The 16,387-nt window shown below is 73.2% G+C and carries 15 protein-coding genes; 11 read left to right on the top strand and 4 right to left on the bottom strand.

What is annotated here, in order from left to right; translation table 11 throughout:
- Window positions 1-99: 99 nt before the first annotated feature.
- Window positions 100-813, top strand: coding sequence for a GntR family transcriptional regulator (locus ACFCLZ_RS09035; RefSeq protein ID WP_380284279.1), 714 nt, complete (start codon window positions 100-102; stop codon window positions 811-813).
- Between the two features lie 99 nt (window positions 814-912).
- On the top strand, window positions 913-1,509 hold the full coding sequence (locus ACFCLZ_RS09030; RefSeq protein WP_380284278.1) for a Uma2 family endonuclease: 597 nt from the start codon (window positions 913-915) through the stop codon (window positions 1,507-1,509).
- 1 nt (window position 1,510) lies between these two features.
- Here the strand turns inward: ACFCLZ_RS09030 and ACFCLZ_RS09025 are convergent, their stop codons facing one another.
- Window positions 1,511-2,191: an ABC transporter ATP-binding protein gene (locus ACFCLZ_RS09025; RefSeq protein ID WP_380284277.1), complete on the bottom strand. Its 681-nt coding sequence runs from the start codon at window positions 2,189-2,191 to the stop codon at window positions 1,511-1,513.
- Window positions 2,188-3,264, bottom strand: coding sequence for an ABC transporter permease (locus ACFCLZ_RS09020; protein WP_380286122.1), 1,077 nt, complete (start codon window positions 3,262-3,264; stop codon window positions 2,188-2,190). Before ACFCLZ_RS09020 ends, ACFCLZ_RS09025 begins: the two co-directional genes overlap by 4 nt.
- Before the next feature lie 162 nt (window positions 3,265-3,426).
- On the opposite strand from ACFCLZ_RS09020, the gene ACFCLZ_RS09015 reads away from it, so the two are divergent.
- From ACFCLZ_RS09015 to ACFCLZ_RS09005, 3 genes are all read left to right on the top strand, one after another.
- Window positions 3,427-4,656: a sensor histidine kinase gene (locus ACFCLZ_RS09015; RefSeq protein WP_380284276.1), complete on the top strand. Its 1,230-nt coding sequence runs from the start codon at window positions 3,427-3,429 to the stop codon at window positions 4,654-4,656.
- Entirely contained in the window at window positions 4,653-5,303 is a 651-nt protein-coding gene (locus ACFCLZ_RS09010) for a response regulator (RefSeq protein ID WP_380284275.1), read from the top strand. The genes ACFCLZ_RS09015 and ACFCLZ_RS09010 overlap by 4 nt, the downstream gene beginning before the upstream one ends.
- A 217-nt stretch (window positions 5,304-5,520) precedes the next feature.
- Window positions 5,521-6,552 (top strand): nitronate monooxygenase, encoded by a 1,032-nt coding sequence (locus ACFCLZ_RS09005; protein WP_380284274.1) that lies wholly within the window; start codon window positions 5,521-5,523, stop codon window positions 6,550-6,552.
- A 27-nt stretch (window positions 6,553-6,579) separates the two neighbouring features.
- On the opposite strand, the gene ACFCLZ_RS09000 is transcribed toward ACFCLZ_RS09005, so the two are convergent.
- A complete protein-coding gene (locus ACFCLZ_RS09000) occupies window positions 6,580-7,983 on the bottom strand; it encodes an aminopeptidase P family protein (protein WP_380286121.1) in 1,404 nt (467 codons plus the stop codon).
- A gap of 302 nt (window positions 7,984-8,285) precedes the next feature.
- Here ACFCLZ_RS09000 and ACFCLZ_RS08995 point away from each other — a divergent pair, with 302 nt between their 5' ends.
- The 5 genes from ACFCLZ_RS08995 to ACFCLZ_RS08975 are packed head-to-tail and all read left to right on the top strand — an operon-like array spanning window position 8,286 to window position 13,990.
- The gene (locus ACFCLZ_RS08995; protein WP_380284273.1) at window positions 8,286-10,040 is read left to right on the top strand and encodes an ABC transporter substrate-binding protein; all 1,755 of its coding nucleotides are present in this window, start codon (window positions 8,286-8,288) and stop codon (window positions 10,038-10,040) included.
- 14 nt (window positions 10,041-10,054) lie between these two features.
- The gene (locus ACFCLZ_RS08990; protein WP_380284272.1) at window positions 10,055-11,014 is read left to right on the top strand and encodes an ABC transporter permease; all 960 of its coding nucleotides are present in this window, start codon (window positions 10,055-10,057) and stop codon (window positions 11,012-11,014) included.
- On the top strand, window positions 11,011-11,997 hold the full coding sequence (locus ACFCLZ_RS08985) for an ABC transporter permease (protein WP_380284271.1): 987 nt from the start codon (window positions 11,011-11,013) through the stop codon (window positions 11,995-11,997). The genes ACFCLZ_RS08990 and ACFCLZ_RS08985 overlap by 4 nt, the downstream gene beginning before the upstream one ends.
- Window positions 11,997-12,998, top strand: a complete 1,002-nt coding sequence (locus tag ACFCLZ_RS08980; RefSeq protein ID WP_380284270.1) for an ABC transporter ATP-binding protein — start codon at window positions 11,997-11,999, stop codon at window positions 12,996-12,998. The genes ACFCLZ_RS08985 and ACFCLZ_RS08980 overlap by 1 nt, the downstream gene beginning before the upstream one ends.
- Window positions 12,995-13,990: an ABC transporter ATP-binding protein gene (locus ACFCLZ_RS08975; protein ID WP_380284269.1), complete on the top strand. Its 996-nt coding sequence runs from the start codon at window positions 12,995-12,997 to the stop codon at window positions 13,988-13,990. Before ACFCLZ_RS08980 ends, ACFCLZ_RS08975 begins: the two co-directional genes overlap by 4 nt.
- 285 nt (window positions 13,991-14,275) lie before the next feature.
- Here ACFCLZ_RS08975 and soxR read toward each other — a convergent pair whose 3' ends face one another.
- Window positions 14,276-14,788, bottom strand: coding sequence for a redox-sensitive transcriptional activator SoxR (gene soxR, locus ACFCLZ_RS08970; protein WP_380284268.1), 513 nt, complete (start codon window positions 14,786-14,788; stop codon window positions 14,276-14,278).
- Window positions 14,789-14,835: 47 nt separating this feature from the next.
- On the opposite strand from soxR, the gene ACFCLZ_RS08965 reads away from it, so the two are divergent.
- Entirely contained in the window at window positions 14,836-16,302 is a 1,467-nt protein-coding gene (locus ACFCLZ_RS08965; RefSeq protein ID WP_380284267.1) for an MFS transporter, read from the top strand.
- The last annotated feature ends 85 nt before the right edge of the window (window positions 16,303-16,387 follow it).

Below are 16,387 nucleotides of genomic sequence, written 5' to 3'. Positions count from 1 at the left end.
TATTGCGGTCCCTGATGGGGCGTCCGAATCACGGAATGTTGCACACTCAACGTAACGTGACATTGTACGCTGGTGTTCTGCACTCACCGGAGGAACACCATGGCCGACCTCAAACCCCGCACCCTGATCTCCGTCCAGGAGCGGCTGCGCGACCAGGTCGCCCACGCCCTGCGGGCCGCCCTCATCTCCGGCGAGCTGCGCCCCGGCGTCGTCTACTCCGCGCCCGCCCTCGCCGCCGACTTCGGCGTCTCCGCCACCCCCGTCCGCGAGGCCATGCTCGACCTCGCCCGCGAGGGCCTGGTGGAGGCCGTCCGCAACAAGGGCTTCCGGGTCACCGAGCTCACCGAGCGCGACCTCGACGACTTCACCGAGATCCGCGCCCTCATCGAGGTCCCCACCATCGGCCGGGTCGCCCGCAGCGCCAACGCCGACCAGCTGGAGGCGCTGCGCCCGCAGGCCGAGGCGATCGTCGCCGCCGCGGGCAAGCAGGACCTCATCGGCTACCTGGAGGCCGACCGCCAGTTCCACCTCGACCTGCTCGGCCTGGCCGGCAACTCCCGGCTGGTCGAGGTCGTCGGCGACCTGCGCAAGCGCTCCCGCCTCTACGGCCTCAACCGCCTCGCCGAGCGCGGCGAGCTGGTCTCCTCGGCGGAGGAGCACCTGGAGCTGCTCGACCTGATGATCGCCGGCGACGCCCCGGCCGCCGAGTCCTGCATGACCCGCCACCTCAGCCATGTCCGCTCGCTGTGGGCCGAGGACCAGCAGGAGCAGCCGGAGGAGTCCCGCACCGGCCTGCGACTCCGGGCCCGGTAGGGGTAAACCACCCGTTCGGGCGAAGATCCGGAGATCGGGCCGTGAAGCGGGCCCGCGCTCTACGATGATGTTCTCGACATCGGCAGCAAGGAGGATTCCATGTCCGCCGCCGCAGTGGAAGAACCGTTTGAGCAGCCCACGCTGCTTGAGGTCGCCGAGCTGATCTCCGACCAGTTCGCCGGCTATCGGGTCGAGATCATCGGGAGCCAAATCACCGTGACACCGTCGCCGAACATGAAGCACGGTCGGTCGGTCAAGAGGCTTGACCGTGTCTTTCTCGCGGCAGGGCTGGACGACGGCGACACCGAGGTGTTCCAGGGCATCGGAATTTGGTTGCCCGACGGACCCTCTGACTTCGCCATTCCGGATCTTGCGATTGTCGATGCGAACAGTGACGACAAGCTGATCGAGTACAACAGCTACGATCCGGCTATCTTCCGCCTGGTGGTGGAGGTGACCTCCTCCAATCTCAGTGATGACCTGAAGCGGAAGCCTGCCGCGTACGCCTCGGCGGGTGTGCCGGTGTACCTCATCGTCGACCGGACGAACCAGCGGGTCATGGTGCTGACCGATCCGCAGGACGGCGAGTATCGGGTGCACGCAGTCCACCACCCCGGACAGTCGTTCACCCTGCCAGAGTCGATCGGGGCGTCGGTGACGCTGTTGGTGGACGACGTGCTGGCCGCCAAGCAGTAGGTCACATAGCCGCCGGCACCGTCAGGCGGCCGTCGTGGACCTCGGCGACCTGGTCGACCGCCGTCAGGTGGGTGCGGTCGTGGGTGACCAGGACGGTGGCGGTGGCGCGCTGGTGGGTGAGGGTGGTGAGCAGGTCCAGGACGGCGGCGCCGCGTTCGTGGTCGAGGGCGCTGGTGGGCTCGTCGACCAGGAGGACGGTCGGGTCGTTCATCAGCGCGCGGGCGATGTTGACGCGCTGGCGCTGACCGCCGGAGAGCTGGTGCGGACGGCGGCCCGCCTGGTCGCGCAGGCCGACGGCGTCCAGCAGCTCCAGGGCCCGGGGGAGGGCGCTGCGCGGGGCGCGGCCGTCCAGGTGGGCCATCACCTGGAGCTGCTCGACGGCGGTGAGCGAGGGCAGCAGGTTGGGCTGCTGGAAGACGATGCCGATCCGGTGGCGGCGCAGCGCCGTCAGCGCGGTGCGGTCCAGGCCGGTGGTGTCGGTGCCGTCCACCACCACCCGGCCGGAGTCCGGGGCGATCAGCGTGGCGGCGACCGCCAGCAGGCTGGACTTGCCCGAGCCGGAGGGCCCCACCACGGCGGTGAGGGTGCCCTCGGGGACGGTCAGCGAGACGTCGTCGAGGGCGGTCAGCCGGCTGTCGCCGTCCGGGTAGGTGAGGGTGACGTGGTCGAGAAGAAGGCTCATCGGGCGCTCCCCAGAGCGGTCAGCGGGTCGACGGAGGTGATGCGGCGGACGGACAGGGCCGCGCCGACCGCGCCGAGCGCGATCATGACGACGGCGGGGACCAGCACGGTCGGGGCGTCCAGGACGAACGGGACCGCGGAGCCGATCAGCGCGCCGAGGCCGGCGGCGACGGCCGTGCCGAGCGCGGTGCCGAGGAGCAGCAGCACGACGGCCTGCCCCAGCGCGTCGCGCAGCAGGTAGCGGGTGGAGGCGCCGAGCGCCTTCAGGACGGCGATGTCGCCGCTGCGCTGGATCGTCCAGACCGTGAAGAACGCGCCGATCACCAGGGCGGAGATGGCGAACAGGAAGCCCCGCATCAGCTGCAGCGAGCCGTTCTCGGAGGTGTAGGAGCCGATCGCGGCGAGCGCGTCGTCCCGGGTGCGGGTCTCGGTGCCGAGCGTGGCGTCGGCGGCGGCCAGGTCGGCGCCCTTCGTGGTGGTGAGCGCGACCACGGTGGCGTGGCCGGCGCCGCCGGGGGCGGCCCGCTGCCAGTCGGTGAGGGTGGTCCAGACGACCGGGGTGTGGCTGTAGGAGGCGTCCCCGGAGACGGCCGCGACCGTCAGGGGGTGGCCGGCGACGGTGAACGCGTCGCCCTGGCGCAGCCCGCCGAGGTCCTCGGCGGCGGTCTTGGACAGCACCGCCCGGCCCGGGGCGAGCGCGGGGCCCTGCGGGGCGAGCGCGGAGCCGTCGGGCACACCGAAGACGGAGAGCGCGGCGGTGCGCGGGCCGGCCGCCGCCTTGGTGGTGGCGATGCCGAGCGGCTGCGCGTCGGTGACGCCCGGGGTCCGGGCCCAGCCCTGCCACTGCTCGGGGGTGACCTGGGAGTCGGTGAACGACAGCTTCTGGCCGTCGGCGGGCCGGCCGAAGGCCAGATGGTCGGCGGACAGGCCGGTGATCGCCGAGATGTTCTGCCGGCCCAGCCCGGCCGTCAGGCCCGACAGCAGGCCGACCAGCACCGTGATCAGCACGATGACGGTTCCCATCAGGGCGAACCGCCCCTTGGCGAACCTCAGATCCCTCCAGGCGACGAACACCACAAGCCCTTCCGCTCGATCCACTGCGACACTGAAGAGACTCCTCGAAGGAGGGCCCCTCGGGCATCGCACCGGGGATTGCTTCCTCGGCATCGAAGGGCGAAGACGGAGTTCAACCTTTCGATTGATGCCGGATGGCGGCACGCACCCTAGGCTGGACGGATGGCGACCGATCGACCCCGAACCACACCCGTCGCCCGCGTCCTCCAGGTCTGCCTGCACCTGCTCGTGGCGGGCCTGCTGGCGCTCGCCGTCGTCCGGGCCCTGGCCGGGCGGGGCGGCGACCCGGCGGCGGTCACGGCCGCCGCGACCGCGATGGCCGCCGTCTACACGGCCGGGCCGCTGATCGGCGCGGTCGGCCGCTCGCGCCGGGCCGCCGGGCTCTGGCTCTTGCTGCTCGGCGTCACCTGGGCCGGCGTGCTGCTCGCCACCCAGGACGGCGTCTGGCTGGCCTTCCCGCTGTACTTCCTGGAACTGCACCTGCTGACCCGGCGCGCCGGGCTGGTCGCGGTGACGCTGACCGCGGTGGCCTCGATCGCCGCCTACTCCGCGCACCAGCACACCGCGAGCGTGGCCGCGGCCATCGGGCCGCTGCTGGGCGCCGCCGTCGCCACCGCGACCGTGTTCGGCTACCAGGCGCTCTACCGGGAGAGCGAGGAGCGGCGCCGCCTCATCGACGAGCTCACCGCCGCACGCGCCGACCTCGCCACCGCCCACCACGCGGCCGGCGTCCTCGCCGAGCGCGAGCGCCTCGCCCGGGAGATCCACGACACCCTCGCGCAGAGCCTCACCAGCATCCAGCTGCTGCTGCGGGCCGCGCAGCGCGCCCTGCCGGAGCGCACCGACGCCGCCGCCGAGTACGTCGAGCAGGCTCGGCAGGCCGCGCAGGACAACCTCGACGAGGCCCGCCGCTTCGTGCGCGCGCTCACCCCGCCGGCGCTGGAGAGCGACACGCTGCCGGTCGCGCTGGAGCGGCTGTGCGCGACGACCTCGGCGCGCAGCGGGCTGCCGGTGCGGCTGCACGTCTCCGGCGAGCGGGTCCGGCTGCCGGTGCCGCACGAGGTGGCGCTGCTGCGGATCGCGCAGTCGGCGCTCGGGAACACGGTGCGGCACGCGGGGGCGACCCACGCGGAGGTGACGCTCAGCTTCATGGCGGGCGAGGTGGCGCTGGACGTGGTGGACGACGGGGCGGGGTTCGATCCGGCCGCCGTCGGCGGACCGGAGGCGGTCGGGGACGGGGACGGCGGGTTCGGGCTGCCGTCGATGCGGGCCCGGGCGCGGGCGCTCGGCGGGACCTTCGCGGTGGAGTCCGCGCCGGGGGAGGGGACGGCGCTCGCCGTGCTGCTGCCGGTGCCCGACGCTTCGAGTGGTGCGAAGGAGGAGACCTCGTGACCGACGGCGTGATCCGCCTGCTGCTCGCGGACGACCACCCGGTGGTCCGGGCCGGGCTGCGGGCCGTGCTGGAGTGCGAGCCGGACTTCGCGATCGTCGCCGAGGCCGCGACCGCCGAGCGCGCCGTCGAGCTCGCGGCGGAGCTGGACGTCGACGTGGTGCTGATGGACCTGCAGTTCGGGCCCGGCTCGGCGATGAACGGGGCGCAGGCCACCGCGGCGATCACCGGGCGCGGCGCGGGGGCGCCGCGGGTGCTGGTGGTGACCACGTACGACACCGACGCGGACACCCTGCCGGCGCTGGAGGCCGGGGCCACCGGGTACCTGCTGAAGGACGCGCCGCCGGAGGAGCTGGCGCGGGCCGTGCGGTCGGCGGCAGCGGGGCGGACGGCGCTGGCGCCGACGGTGGCGGACCGGCTGCTGGAGCGGATGCGGACGCCTGCGGCGGCACTGAGTGTGCGGGAGACGGAGGTGCTGGGGCTGGTCGCGGACGGGCTCACCAACCAGGCGATCAGCGGGCGGCTGCAGCTGAGCCTGGCGACGGTGAAGTCGCATCTGGTGCACATCTACACGAAGTTGGGCGTGGAGTCGCGGACGGCGGCGGTGCGGGAGGCGCGGGCGCGGGGGTTGATCCGGCGCGGGGGGTGAGGGGGCCCTGCGGGCGGCTTGGGGGTGTGGGGGTCGGCGGTGGAGTCGCGGACGGCGGCGGTGCGGGAGGCGCGGGCGCGGGGGTTGATCCGGCGCGGGGGGTGATCGCGTGCGGGGCCGGCCCGGCGCGGGGTGATCGGGGCCGATCCGGTGCGGGGCGTAGGGTGGCCGGGTAGCCCGAGAACCCCGGTGCGCCGTGTGAGTGGAGGACCCCCGGATGGCCGTGCGACTCGACGAACTCCCCGTGCCCGTGATCGCCGCGCCGATGGCCGGCGGGCCGTCGACGCCGGAGCTGGCGGCCGCCGTGAGCGGGGCGGGCGGGCTCGGCTTCCTCGCCGCCGGGTACCGGAGCGCCGCAGACACCTTCGAACAGGTCCGCCGGGTCCGGGAGCTGACGGACCGCCCGTTCGGCCTGAACCTGTTCGTGCCCGCGGAGCCCGGCGACCCGGCGGCCGTGGCCGCCTACCGGGAGCGGCTGCGGCCGGAGGCCGGGAAGCACGGCGTGAGGCTGCCGGAGGCGATCGCGCCGGACCGGGACGACTGGGAGGCCAAGATCGCCGGGCTGCTCGCCGAACCCGTCCCGGTGGTCTCGTACACCTTCGGGCTGCCCTCCGCCGAGGAGGCGCGGGCGCTGCGGGCGGCGGGCACGTTCCAGGTCGGCACGGTGACCACGCCGGACGAGGCCCGCCGCGCCGAGGCGGTCGGGATGGACGCGCTGTGCGTGCAGGGGCCGGAGGCCGGCGGGCACCGGGGCACCCATGCGGCGGCCGACCGACCCGGGGAGCTGCCGCTGCTCGAACTGCTGGCCGCCGTCCGGGCGGTGACCGGGCTGCCGCTGGTCGCGGCCGGCGGGCTGTCGGACGGTCCGGCGGTGGCGGCCGCGCTGCGGGCCGGGGCGGTGGCGGTGCAGCTGGGCACGGCGCTGCTGCGCGCGGACGAGGCCGGGACGACGGCGGTGCACCGGGCGGCGCTGACGGAGTTCGACGCGACGACGGTGACCCGGGCGTTCACCGGCCGCCCGGCGCGGGCGCTGCGCAACGACTTCATCGACCGGTTCGGGCCGTACGCGCCCGCCGCCTACCCGGACGTGCACTACCTGACCCAGCCGCTGCGCGCGGCGGCGGCCCGGCGCGGCGACGCGCAGGCGATGCACCTGTGGGCGGGGACGGGGCACCGGGCGGCGCGCAGCGGCCCGGCGGCGGAGCTGGTGGCGGAGCTGTGGAAGGACGCCCGGGCCGCCGGGCGGTGAACCCGGCGGCCCTTCGAGCGCGAGGGCTCAGCCGAGCAGTTCGGCCATCCAGGCCTCGATGGCCGGCACCGTGCGGGGCAGCGCGCCGGACATCAGGCGCGCGCCGTCGGCGGTGATGACGAGGTCGTCCTCGATCCGGATGCCGAGGCCGCGCAGTTCGGCGGGCAGCGTCTCGTCGTCGGGCTGGAGGTAGAGGCCGGGCTCGACGGTGAGCACGTGGCCCTCCTCCAGGACGCCGTCCAGGTACGTCTCGGCGCGCGCCTTGGCGCAGTCGTGGACGTCGAGGCCGAGCATGTGGCCGGTGCCGCAGAGGGTGTAGCGGCGGTAGAGGCCGCTCTCGTCGGCGAGCGCCTCCTCGGCGCTGACCGGCAGGATGCCCCAGTCGGCGAGGCCCTCGGCGATGACCCGGGCGGCCGCGGTGTGGAAGTCGCGGAAGCGGGCGCCGGGGCGCAGCGTGTCGATGCCGGCCTGCTGGGCGGCGAGGACGAGCTCGTAGGCCTGCCGCTGGACGGGGGTGAAGGTGCCGCTGAGCGGGAGGGTGCGGGTGATGTCGGCGGTGTAGAGGGTGTCGGTCTCCACACCGGCGTCGAACAGCAGCAGGGCGTTCGGGTCGAGCGCGCCGTCGTTGCGGATCCAGTGCAGGACGCAGGCGTGGGCGCCGGAGGCGGCGATGGTCTCGTAGCCGATGCCGTTGCCCTCGGCGCGGGCGCGCAGGTTGAACACGCCCTCGATCCAGCGCTCGCCGCGGTGGTGGCGCAGGGCGGCGGGCAGGGCGCGCACGACGTCCTCGAAGCCGAGGACGGTGTGGTCGACGGAGAGCTGGAGCTGCTCGACCTCCCAGGTGTCCTTGACCAGCCGCAGTTCGGACAGCACGGCGGCGAACAGGCCGTCGCCCTGGGCGAGTTCGGGGGCGCCGGGGCGGCCGGTGGCGGCGTCGAGCGCGGGGTCGACGCCGGTGAGGACGCGGGTGGCGGGCTGCGGGCCGGTGACCAGCTTCTCCAGCTCGTCCAGGTGCTCGACCCGCACGCCGGTGAGCCGGGCGGCCTCGTCGAGGTCGGGGCGGCGGCCGACCCAGAACTCGCCGTAGCGGCGGTCGCGGAAGAACTCGGCGCCGCGCACCGGGTCGCCGCCGCGCGGGGAGCGGGGGCGCAGGTAGAGGACGGGCTCGTGGCCGTCGGGGCCGGTCGGCTCCAGGACGAGCACGTGGCCGACCTGGTCCTCACCGGTGAGGCCGGTGAGCCAGGCGTAGGCGCTGTGCGGGCGGAAGCGGTAGTCGACGTCGTTGCTGCGGACCTTGAGCTGGCCGGCCGGGACGATCAGGCGCTCGCCGGGGAAGGCGGCGGAGAGCCGGGTGCGGCGGCCGGGGGTCACGGCGTAGCCGGGGACGCGGTCGTCGGCCGGGAGCGGCGTGGCCGCCCAGGAGGTGCCCATGAAGGCGTTGAGGGCGGCCGAGACGGGGAGGTCGTGGCTTCCGGTGTTGAGGCCGGTCTGACGGAGGGTCACCGGGTGCTCCTAAGCGGGTGGTGCGGATTCGGGGGAAGTGGGGGTGGCACGGACACAGCTCGGTAACGGGTGGCGTCACCTCTTGTGCAGTGCAATTTCACATTACTATGTTACGGGTCACACCGCGGAGCGGCTAGACCCACTGAGGTCGCCCTCCGAGGCTGGTCCCGGATCCACCCCCGGGGCGGACGACGGGCCTTCACGGCGGCCCCCCCAGTGCGGAGTCAGATATGAACAGGCGTACCCAGACCGCCATCGCGGCGGCCATTGCGGCGGCACTCTCGCTCGGTCTCGCGGCCTGCGGCGACAAGGACAAGAGCGACACCTCGGACGGCGGCACGGCCGCCTCCACCAAGGCCCCGGGCGCCGCGGCCGGCTCGATCGTCGGCGGTACGCCGGTCAAGGGCGGCACCCTGCACGTCCTCACCAACCAGGACTTCGCCCACCTCGACCCGGCCCGCAACTGGGTGCTCCCGACCATGGACTTCGGTACCCGGCTGCTCTACCGCACCCTGGTCACCTTCAAGGCCGAGCCGGGCCCCGCCGGCAGCGAGATCGTCCCGGACCTCGCCACCGACGTCGGCCGCCCCTCCGACGGCGGCAAGACCTGGACCTTCACCCTGAAGGACGGCGTCAAGTACGAGGACGGCACCCCGATCAAGTCGGCCGACATCAAGTACAACGTCGAGCGCTCGTTCGCCGCGGACCTCACCGGTGGCCCCGACTACGCCGCGCAGTACCTGGCCGGCGGCGAGAACTACAAGGGCCCGCTGAACGGCGAGCACCTGCCGAGCATCGAGACGCCGGACGACAAGACCATCGTCTTCCACCTCAAGCGCCCGGTCGCCGAGTTCTCCTACACCGCGACGCTGCCCACCTTCGCGCCGGTTCCGCAGTCCCAGGAGAAGGGCACCCAGTACGACCAGCGGCCGTTCTCCTCCGGCCCGTACAAGATCGACACCTACGACCGCGGCAAGCAGCTGGTGCTGGTCCGCAACGGCAACTGGGACGCCGCCACCGACACGGTCCGCAAGGCCTACCCGGACAAGATCGTGGTCACCCAGGGCATCAAGGGCGGCCAGGCCGACGACCGGATCATCGCCAGTGACGGCGCCGACGCCAACGCGATCGAGATGCCGTGGATGCGCCCCGAGTCGGTGCCGAAGGTGCTGCCCAAGGAGGACGTCAAGTCCCGCATGATCGCCGAGGTGACCGGCTGTACCGACAGCCTCTACCTCAACACCGCCAAGGCGCCGTTCGACGACCCGAAGGTCCGCGAGGCGATGATGTGGGCGGTCGACCGCGAGGCCCAGGTCACCGCGTTCGGCGGCCCGACGATGGCCGACATCGCCACCACCTTCCTGCCCCCGTCGCTGGCCGGCGGCGTCAAGGGCGACCCGCTGAAGGTCCCCGCCGCCGGTGACCCGGAGAAGGCGAAGGCGATGCTGAAGGAGGCCGGCAAGACCGACCTCAAGCTCCAGATCACCGTCTCGCTCGGCGACAAGCTCCGCGCCGAGGCCATCCAGCAGTCGCTCTCCAAGGCCGGCATCCAGGTCACCGTCAACACGGTCGACCCGTCCGCCTTCGCCGACACCATCGGCGACATCAAGAACGCCCCCGAGCTGCTGATCCAGGGCTGGTGCCCGGACTACCCGTCCGGCTCGACCTTCGCCCCGTTCCTGTTCGACGGCCGGACGATCAAGGAGAAGGGCAACCAGGGCAACTACAGCCAGTTCAAGGACCAGGCCACGATGGACGAGATGGACCGCATCGCGGGCCTGACGGACGTCGCGGAGGCCAACAAGGCCTGGCAGAAGCTGGACGAGGACATCCTGAAGAAGGCTCCGGCCGTCCCGCTGATGTGGGAGCGCCGCCCGCTCCTGGTCGGCACCAACGTGGCCGGCGCGTTCGGCAACTCCGGTTACGCCGGAATGCTGGACATGGCCGTCATCGGCCTCAAGGACCCCTCGAAGAACCAGGGCTGAGGGACCAGCCGGACATGAGTACTACCACTGAACCCGCCGCCGCGCCCGTCGCGGCGGCGGGCCCCGCGAAGCCCTCCGGGCGCGGGCCCTGGCGATTGGTCTGGGACCAGCTGTGGGCCAAGGGCTCGGCCCGGTTCGGGCTGATCACCGTCGCCCTCCTGGTGCTGATGGCGGTGCTGGCCGGCCCGCTGAGCTCGCTCGGCGGATGGTCCCCCGAGGAGTTCGACAAGCGCGCCGTGGACGCGTACCTGGGCGGCCTGCCCAAGGGCGACTTCGGCGGCATGGGCGCGCGGCACTGGTTCGGCGTCGAGCCGGTCACCGGTCGCGACCTGTTCGCCCGCGTCCTGCACGGCGGCCAGGTGTCGCTGCTGATCGCCTTCACCGCCACCGCCCTCGTCGTGATCGCCGGCACCCTGGCCGGCATCGCGGCCGGCTACTTCGGCGGCCGCATCGACAACGTGCTGTCCCGGCTGATGGACCTCACGATGTCCTTCCCGTCGCTGATCTTCATGATCGCGATGATGTCGGTGGCCAAGGACGTCAACCGGATCCTGCTGATGACCACGGTGATCGGCCTGTTCGGCTGGCCCGGCATCGCCCGCGTGGTCCGCGGCCAGACCCTGTCGCTCAAGCACCGCGAGTACGTCGAGGCGGCCAAGGTCGGCGGTGCCCGGTCCTGGCGCATCCTCACCCGGGAGATCCTGCCGAACGTCTCCGGCCCGATCATCGCGTACACCACGCTGCTGATCCCCGGCATGATCGCCACCGAGGCCGCGCTCTCCTACCTCGGTGTCGGCGTCCGCCCGCCGACGGCCTCGTGGGGCCAGATGATCGCCGAGTCGATCGTCCACTACGAGACCGACCCGACGTACTTCATGATCCCGACGGTCTTCCTCTTCATCGCCGTGCTCGCCTTCACGCTGCTCGGTGACGCGCTGCGCGACATCCTCGACCCGAAGGGGGGCCGGTCGTGATCCTGTACCTCGGCCGCCGGCTGATCGGCGTGGTCGGCATCCTGCTGGCCATCTGCGCCATCACCTTCACCATCTTCTACCTGCTGCCCAACGACCCGGCAGCGGCCGCCTGCGGCAAGACCTGCAGCCCCGAGCGGCTCGCCGAGGTCCAGGCGGCGATGGGCCTGGACAAGCCGATCTGGGAACAGTTCGGCGCCTACCTGACCGGCATCGTGGCCGGCCGCGACTACGGCACCGGCCCGAGCGCCGCCCACTGCGGCTTCCCCTGCCTCGGCTACTCCTACGAGTACTCGCTGCCGGTCTGGGACCTGCTCGTCGACCGCCTGCCGGTCTCCGTCTCGCTCGCCCTCGGCTCGGCCGTGCTCTGGCTGGTCCTCGGCCTGGGCGCCGGCGTCACCTCGGCGCTGCGCAAGGGCAAGCCGGCCGACAAGATCCTGATGGTGCTCTCGGTCGGCACCGCCTCGCTGCCCGTCTACTTCACCTCGATCATGCTGATCTGGGGCGTCGTGCGCAGCGCCGGCCTGCTGCCCTACCCCTCGTACCACAAGTTCACCGACAACCCGTTCGCGTGGGGCTCCAACCTGCTGCTGCCCTGGATCGCGCTGGCCCTGCTGTACGCGGCCCAGTACGCCCGGCAGAGCCGCAACTCGATGATCGAGGCGATGGCCGAGCCCTACATCCGCACCGCCCGCGCCAAGGGCATGCCGTCCCGCACGGTCACCGTCAAGCACGGGCTGCGCTCCGGCATGACGCCGATCCTCACCATCTTCGGCATGGACCTCGGCGGCCTGCTCGCCGGCGCCGTCATCACCGAGTCGATCTTCGGTCTGCCCGGCATCGGACGGCTCTTCTACGACGGGCTGCTCCGTTCCGACCAGCCCGTCATCCTCGGCGTCACGCTGCTCGCGGCCTTCTTCATCGTGGTCGCGAACCTGCTGGTCGACGTGCTCTACGCATTCGTCGACCCGAGAGTGAGGTACTGATGACGGCCCTTCTGGAGGTCGACGACCTCAAGGTCTCCTTCAACACCCCGCGCGGTACCGTCCGGGCCGTCGACGGCATCAACTTCACCGTCGAGGCCGGGAGGACCCTCGGCCTGGTCGGCGAGTCGGGCAGCGGAAAGTCCGTCACCTCGCTCGCCGTCATGGGCCTGCACCGCGGTGCCGAGGTCGGCGGCTCGATCCGGCTGCACGGCCAGGAGCTCAACGGCCTCAGCGAGAAGGCCCTCGGCGCCGTCCGGGGCCGGCGGATCGCGATGATCTTCCAGGACCCGCTGTCCAGCCTGCACCCCTTCTACACGGTCGGGGAGCAGATCGCCGAGCACTACCGGGTGCACTTCAAGGCCTCCCGCAAGGCCGGCCGCCAGCGCGCGATCGAGATGCTCGCCGAGGTCGGCATCCCCGAACCCGCCCGCCGGGTCGACGAGTACCCGCACCAGTTCTCCGGCGGCATGCGCCAGCGCGTGATGATCGCGATGGGGCTCGCCTGCGAGCCCGAGCTGCTGATCGCCGACGAGCCGACCACCGCGCTCGACGTCACCGTCCAGGCCCAGATCCTCGAGCTGATCGCCCGGATCCAGCAGGAGCGCGGCCTCGGCGTCGTGATGATCACCCACGACCTGGGCGTGGTCGCCCGGGTCGCCCACGAGGTGCTCGTCATGTACGGCGGCCGCGCCGCCGAACAGGCCTCCGTGGACCGGCTGTTCGCCGCCCCCACGCACCCCTACACCCGAGGGCTGCTCGACTCGCTGCCCCGTCTGGACGACAGTGACGACGCCCCGCTGCGGGCCATCCCCGGCAGCCCGCCGTCGCTGATCGCCCCCGCCCCCGGCTGTTCCTTCGCCCCGCGCTGCGCCCGCACCACCGCCGCCACCGCCGAGGAGCACGCCCGCTGTCTGTCCGAGCGCCCGCAGTTCGGTCCGCTCTCGCCCGGCCACCAGGCCGCCTGTCACCTGCCGCTGGTGCCGGAAGGAGCCCTGGGATGACCGCGACGACCGATCCGGCCGAGCCCCTGCTGTCCGTCCGGGACTTGGTGAAGACCTTCCCCGGCCGCCGTTCGCGCACCGGCAAGGCCGGCGCCCCGATCCGCGCCGTGGACGGGGTGAGCTTCGACGTCGGCGCCGGTGAGACCCTCGGCCTGGTCGGCGAGTCCGGTTGCGGAAAGTCGACCACCGGGCGCATGATCGTCCGGCTGAGCGACCCGACCTCCGGCACCGTCACCTTCGACGGCACCGAGATCGGCGCTCTGAGCCAGGCCCAGCTGCGGCCGCACCGCAAGCACCTGCAGATGGTGTTCCAGGATCCGTACTCCTCGCTCAACCCCCGCCAGACGGTGGCCCGGATCATCTCCGAGCCGCTGCTGGTCCAGGGCGCCGGCGCGGCCGAGGCCCGCAAGCGGGCCGCCGAGCTGATGGAGCTGGTCGGCCTCATCCCCGAGCACCTGGACCGCTACCCGCACGAGTTCTCCGGCGGCCAGGCCCAGCGGATCGGCATCGCCCGCTCGCTGGCCACCTCGCCCCGGCTGGTGGTCGCCGACGAGCCGGTCTCCGCGCTGGACGTCTCCATCCAGGCCCAGGTGGTCAACCTGATGGAGCGGCTCCAGGACGAACTGGGGCTGGCGTACATCTTCATCGCGCACGACCTCTCGGTGGTCAAGCGGGTCTGCGACCGGGTCGCGGTGATGTACCTCGGCCGGATCGTCGAGATCGGCGACAAGCACCAGGTGTACGGCAACCCCGCGCACCCCTACACCAAGGCGCTGCTCTCGGCCGTGCCGCTGCCGGACCCGGCCGCGGAACGCGAGCGCGAGCGGATCGTGCTGCTCGGCGACCCGCCGAGCCCGGCCGACCCGCCGTCCGGGTGCAGCTTCCACCCGCGCTGCCCGAAGGCCCAGGAGATCTGCCGCACCGAGCGTCCGCTGCTGCAGATCGCCGGAACCGGGGGGCGCGAGGCGGCCTGCCACTTCCCGGAGAACTGACCCGGGAGACGGTCTCGCGGCCGCGGGCGCCCGCCGATGGGCGCGCCCCCGGCCGCGGTTCGACCGCCGTACCGTCCGGCCACCCCCACGGCGGACGGTACGGCACCACCCGCGCGGAGCACCGGCTCCGCGCGCACCGAGAAACGCCCGGTCGGGCGCGGCGGGGAGCCTGATGAGGGCCGCGTCCGACCGGGTCCACCCGCGCCGCTCCGCGGCCGGGTGCGCCGGGCCTGCCGGACCGACCTGGGTCGTCGGTCCCGGCAGGCCCGTGCGGCGTTCCCGGCCTCAAGGCGTGTCCGGGCCCGGTCCCGGCTCCGCGGAGGGCAGCCGGCGCGGGCCGGGCCCGTCGGCGGCGAGCGCGTCGCGCGGGTTGAGGACCCGGCAGCGGCGCAGCGAGAGGCAGCCGCAGCCGATGCAGCCGGTCAGTTCGCTCTCCAGCCGCTCGATCTCCCGGCGCCGGGCCGCGAGCAGCGCCGCCCAGCGGCGCGAGATCCGCTCCCAGTCGCGCTTGTCCGGCATCCGGTCGGCGGGCAGTCCGGCGAACACCTCGGCCACCTCCGCCAGCGGGATGCCGAGCCGCTTGGCGACCAGGATCAGCGAGAGCCGGCGCAGCACGTGCCGGTGGTAGCGGCGCTGGTTGCCGGAGGTGCGCTCGGAGGCGATCAGCCCCTGCTCCTCGTAGAACCGCACCGCCGAGGCGGCCACCCCCGCCCGCCGGGCGACCTCGCCGACGGTCAGCGGATCGGCCGGCCGGGGCTTGGCGTCCGCGCTCCGCGCGGCGTTTGCGGCGCTGTCCATGCGCCTCCTTGACTTCAAGTTCTCTTGAACTACTAGCGTACCGAAGCGTGACCGACTCCCCACCCGCCCAGACCGCCCGCACCCCCTCCGAACAGGGACGTCACGCTCCGGAAGCGGAGTCGTCGGCGTCCTCGGGCGGTTGGGGCGAACTGTTCTCCCGGCAGTTCGCCGCGCAGGCCTCGATCCTCGCCGGCGGTGTCGCGCTGTACGCGATGAACCTCTACTTCACCGCCGCCCTGCTGCCCTCGATCGTCGAGGACATCGGCGGCGCCCGCTACTACGCGTGGGTGGCGACCGGCTTCCTGATCGCCGCGGTGATCGCCGCGATGCTGGTCAGCCGGATGCTGGCCCGGTTCGGGCCCTCGCGCGCCTATCTGACCGGGTTCCTGGTGTTCGCCGGCGGCGCCGGGCTCACCGCGGCCAGCCCGTCGATGGAGGCGCTGATCGTCGGCCGGATCGTCCAGGGCCTGGGCGGCGGTCTGATGGCCGGCCTCGGCTACGCGGTCATCCGCACCGCGCTGCCGGAGCGGCTGTGGACCAGGGCGGCCGGGCTGGTGTCGGCGATGTGGGGCGTGGGCACGCTGGTGGGGCCCTCGCTGGGCGGGCTCTTCGCCGAGCTGGGCCTGTGGCGGGGGGCCTATCTGCTGCTCCTGGCGGCGGCGGTGGCGCTGGCGGTGACGGCCCGGCGCGTGCTGCCCGGGCCGTCCGGCACGGGGCGGCCGGCCGAGCCGCTGCCACTGGCCTCGCTGGTGCTGCTGACGCTGGCGGCGGCGACGTTCAGCATCAGCTCGACGGTGCCGCGCGGCTGGGCGACGGTGCTGTGCATCGCGCTGGGCCTGGCGCTGCTGGCCGGCTTCGTGCTGGCCGAGCGCGGCGGCTCGGCGACCGTCCTGCCGAAACTCACCTACCGGCGCGGCAACCACCTGAAATGGATCTACCTGACGGTCGCGGTGTACTGCACCGGCGTGATGACCGAGACCTTCATCCCGCTGTTCGGCCAGGAGTTGGGCGGGCTGAGCCCGCTGGCGGCCGGGTTCCTGGGGGCGACGGTGTCGGTGGGCTGGACGTCCGCGCAGCTGTTCAGCGTCAACCTGCGCTCGGAGCGGGCCCGCGGGCTGGCGATCCGGCTCGGCCCGGCGGTGCTCACGGCGGGCCTGCTGGCGTACGGCCTGCTGCAGACCGGCTCGGCGTCCGGCGCGCGGGTGCTGCTGTGGGCGGTGGTGCTGGTCGCGGGCGGGACGGGCATCGGCGTCGCCTTCCCGCACCTGAGCGTCACGGCGATGCGCAGCACGGACGACGAGGCGGAGGGTGCCAAGGCGGCGGCCGGGCTCAACACCACCCAGCTGATCGCCTTCTCGGTGAGTTCGGCGCTGGCCGGGACGCTGGTGAGCGTCGGCGGGGACTCGACGCTCGACGGGGCCCGGTTCATGGTCTTCGGGCTCGGCGCGCTGACCGTGTTCGGGACCGCCACCGCCGCGATGAGCCTGCGGCGGGGGCCCGCGGGTCCGCACTGAGGCCCGTACCGGGGGAACGCGCGGCCGCCCCGGCCCTCCGTGGGGGAGGGCCGGGGCGGCCGTTCTTCCGCGGTACCTGTCTTCC

The sequence above is a fragment of the Kitasatospora purpeofusca genome (assembly GCF_042691725.1).
GTDB classification, from domain to species: Bacteria; Actinomycetota; Actinomycetes; order Streptomycetales; family Streptomycetaceae; genus Kitasatospora; species Kitasatospora purpeofusca_B.
Note: the sequence above shows the minus strand (reverse complement) of the source record. Positions and strands in the feature narration are given on the sequence as shown.

Bases quoted from the DNA above. Each gene is read 5' to 3' on its own strand.
- ACFCLZ_RS09035 (WP_380284279.1), top strand. From the start codon at position 100: ATGGCCGACCTCAAACCCCGCACCCTGATCTCCGTCCAGGAGCGGCTG.
- ACFCLZ_RS09030 (WP_380284278.1), top strand. From the start codon at position 913: ATGTCCGCCGCCGCAGTGGAAGAACCGTTTGAGCAGCCCACGCTGCTT.
- ACFCLZ_RS09025 (WP_380284277.1), bottom strand. From the start codon at position 2,191: ATGAGCCTTCTTCTCGACCACGTCACCCTCACCTACCCGGACGGCGAC.
- ACFCLZ_RS09015 (WP_380284276.1), top strand. From the start codon at position 3,427: ATGGCGACCGATCGACCCCGAACCACACCCGTCGCCCGCGTCCTCCAG.
- ACFCLZ_RS09005 (WP_380284274.1), top strand. From the start codon at position 5,521: ATGGCCGTGCGACTCGACGAACTCCCCGTGCCCGTGATCGCCGCGCCG.
- ACFCLZ_RS09000 (WP_380286121.1), bottom strand. From the start codon at position 7,983: ATGGGCACCTCCTGGGCGGCCACGCCGCTCCCGGCCGACGACCGCGTC.
- ACFCLZ_RS08995 (WP_380284273.1), top strand. From the start codon at position 8,286: ATGAACAGGCGTACCCAGACCGCCATCGCGGCGGCCATTGCGGCGGCA.
- ACFCLZ_RS08990 (WP_380284272.1), top strand. From the start codon at position 10,055: ATGAGTACTACCACTGAACCCGCCGCCGCGCCCGTCGCGGCGGCGGGC.
- ACFCLZ_RS08980 (WP_380284270.1), top strand. From the start codon at position 11,997: ATGACGGCCCTTCTGGAGGTCGACGACCTCAAGGTCTCCTTCAACACC.
- ACFCLZ_RS08975 (WP_380284269.1), top strand. From the start codon at position 12,995: ATGACCGCGACGACCGATCCGGCCGAGCCCCTGCTGTCCGTCCGGGAC.
- soxR (WP_380284268.1), bottom strand. From the start codon at position 14,788: ATGGACAGCGCCGCAAACGCCGCGCGGAGCGCGGACGCCAAGCCCCGG.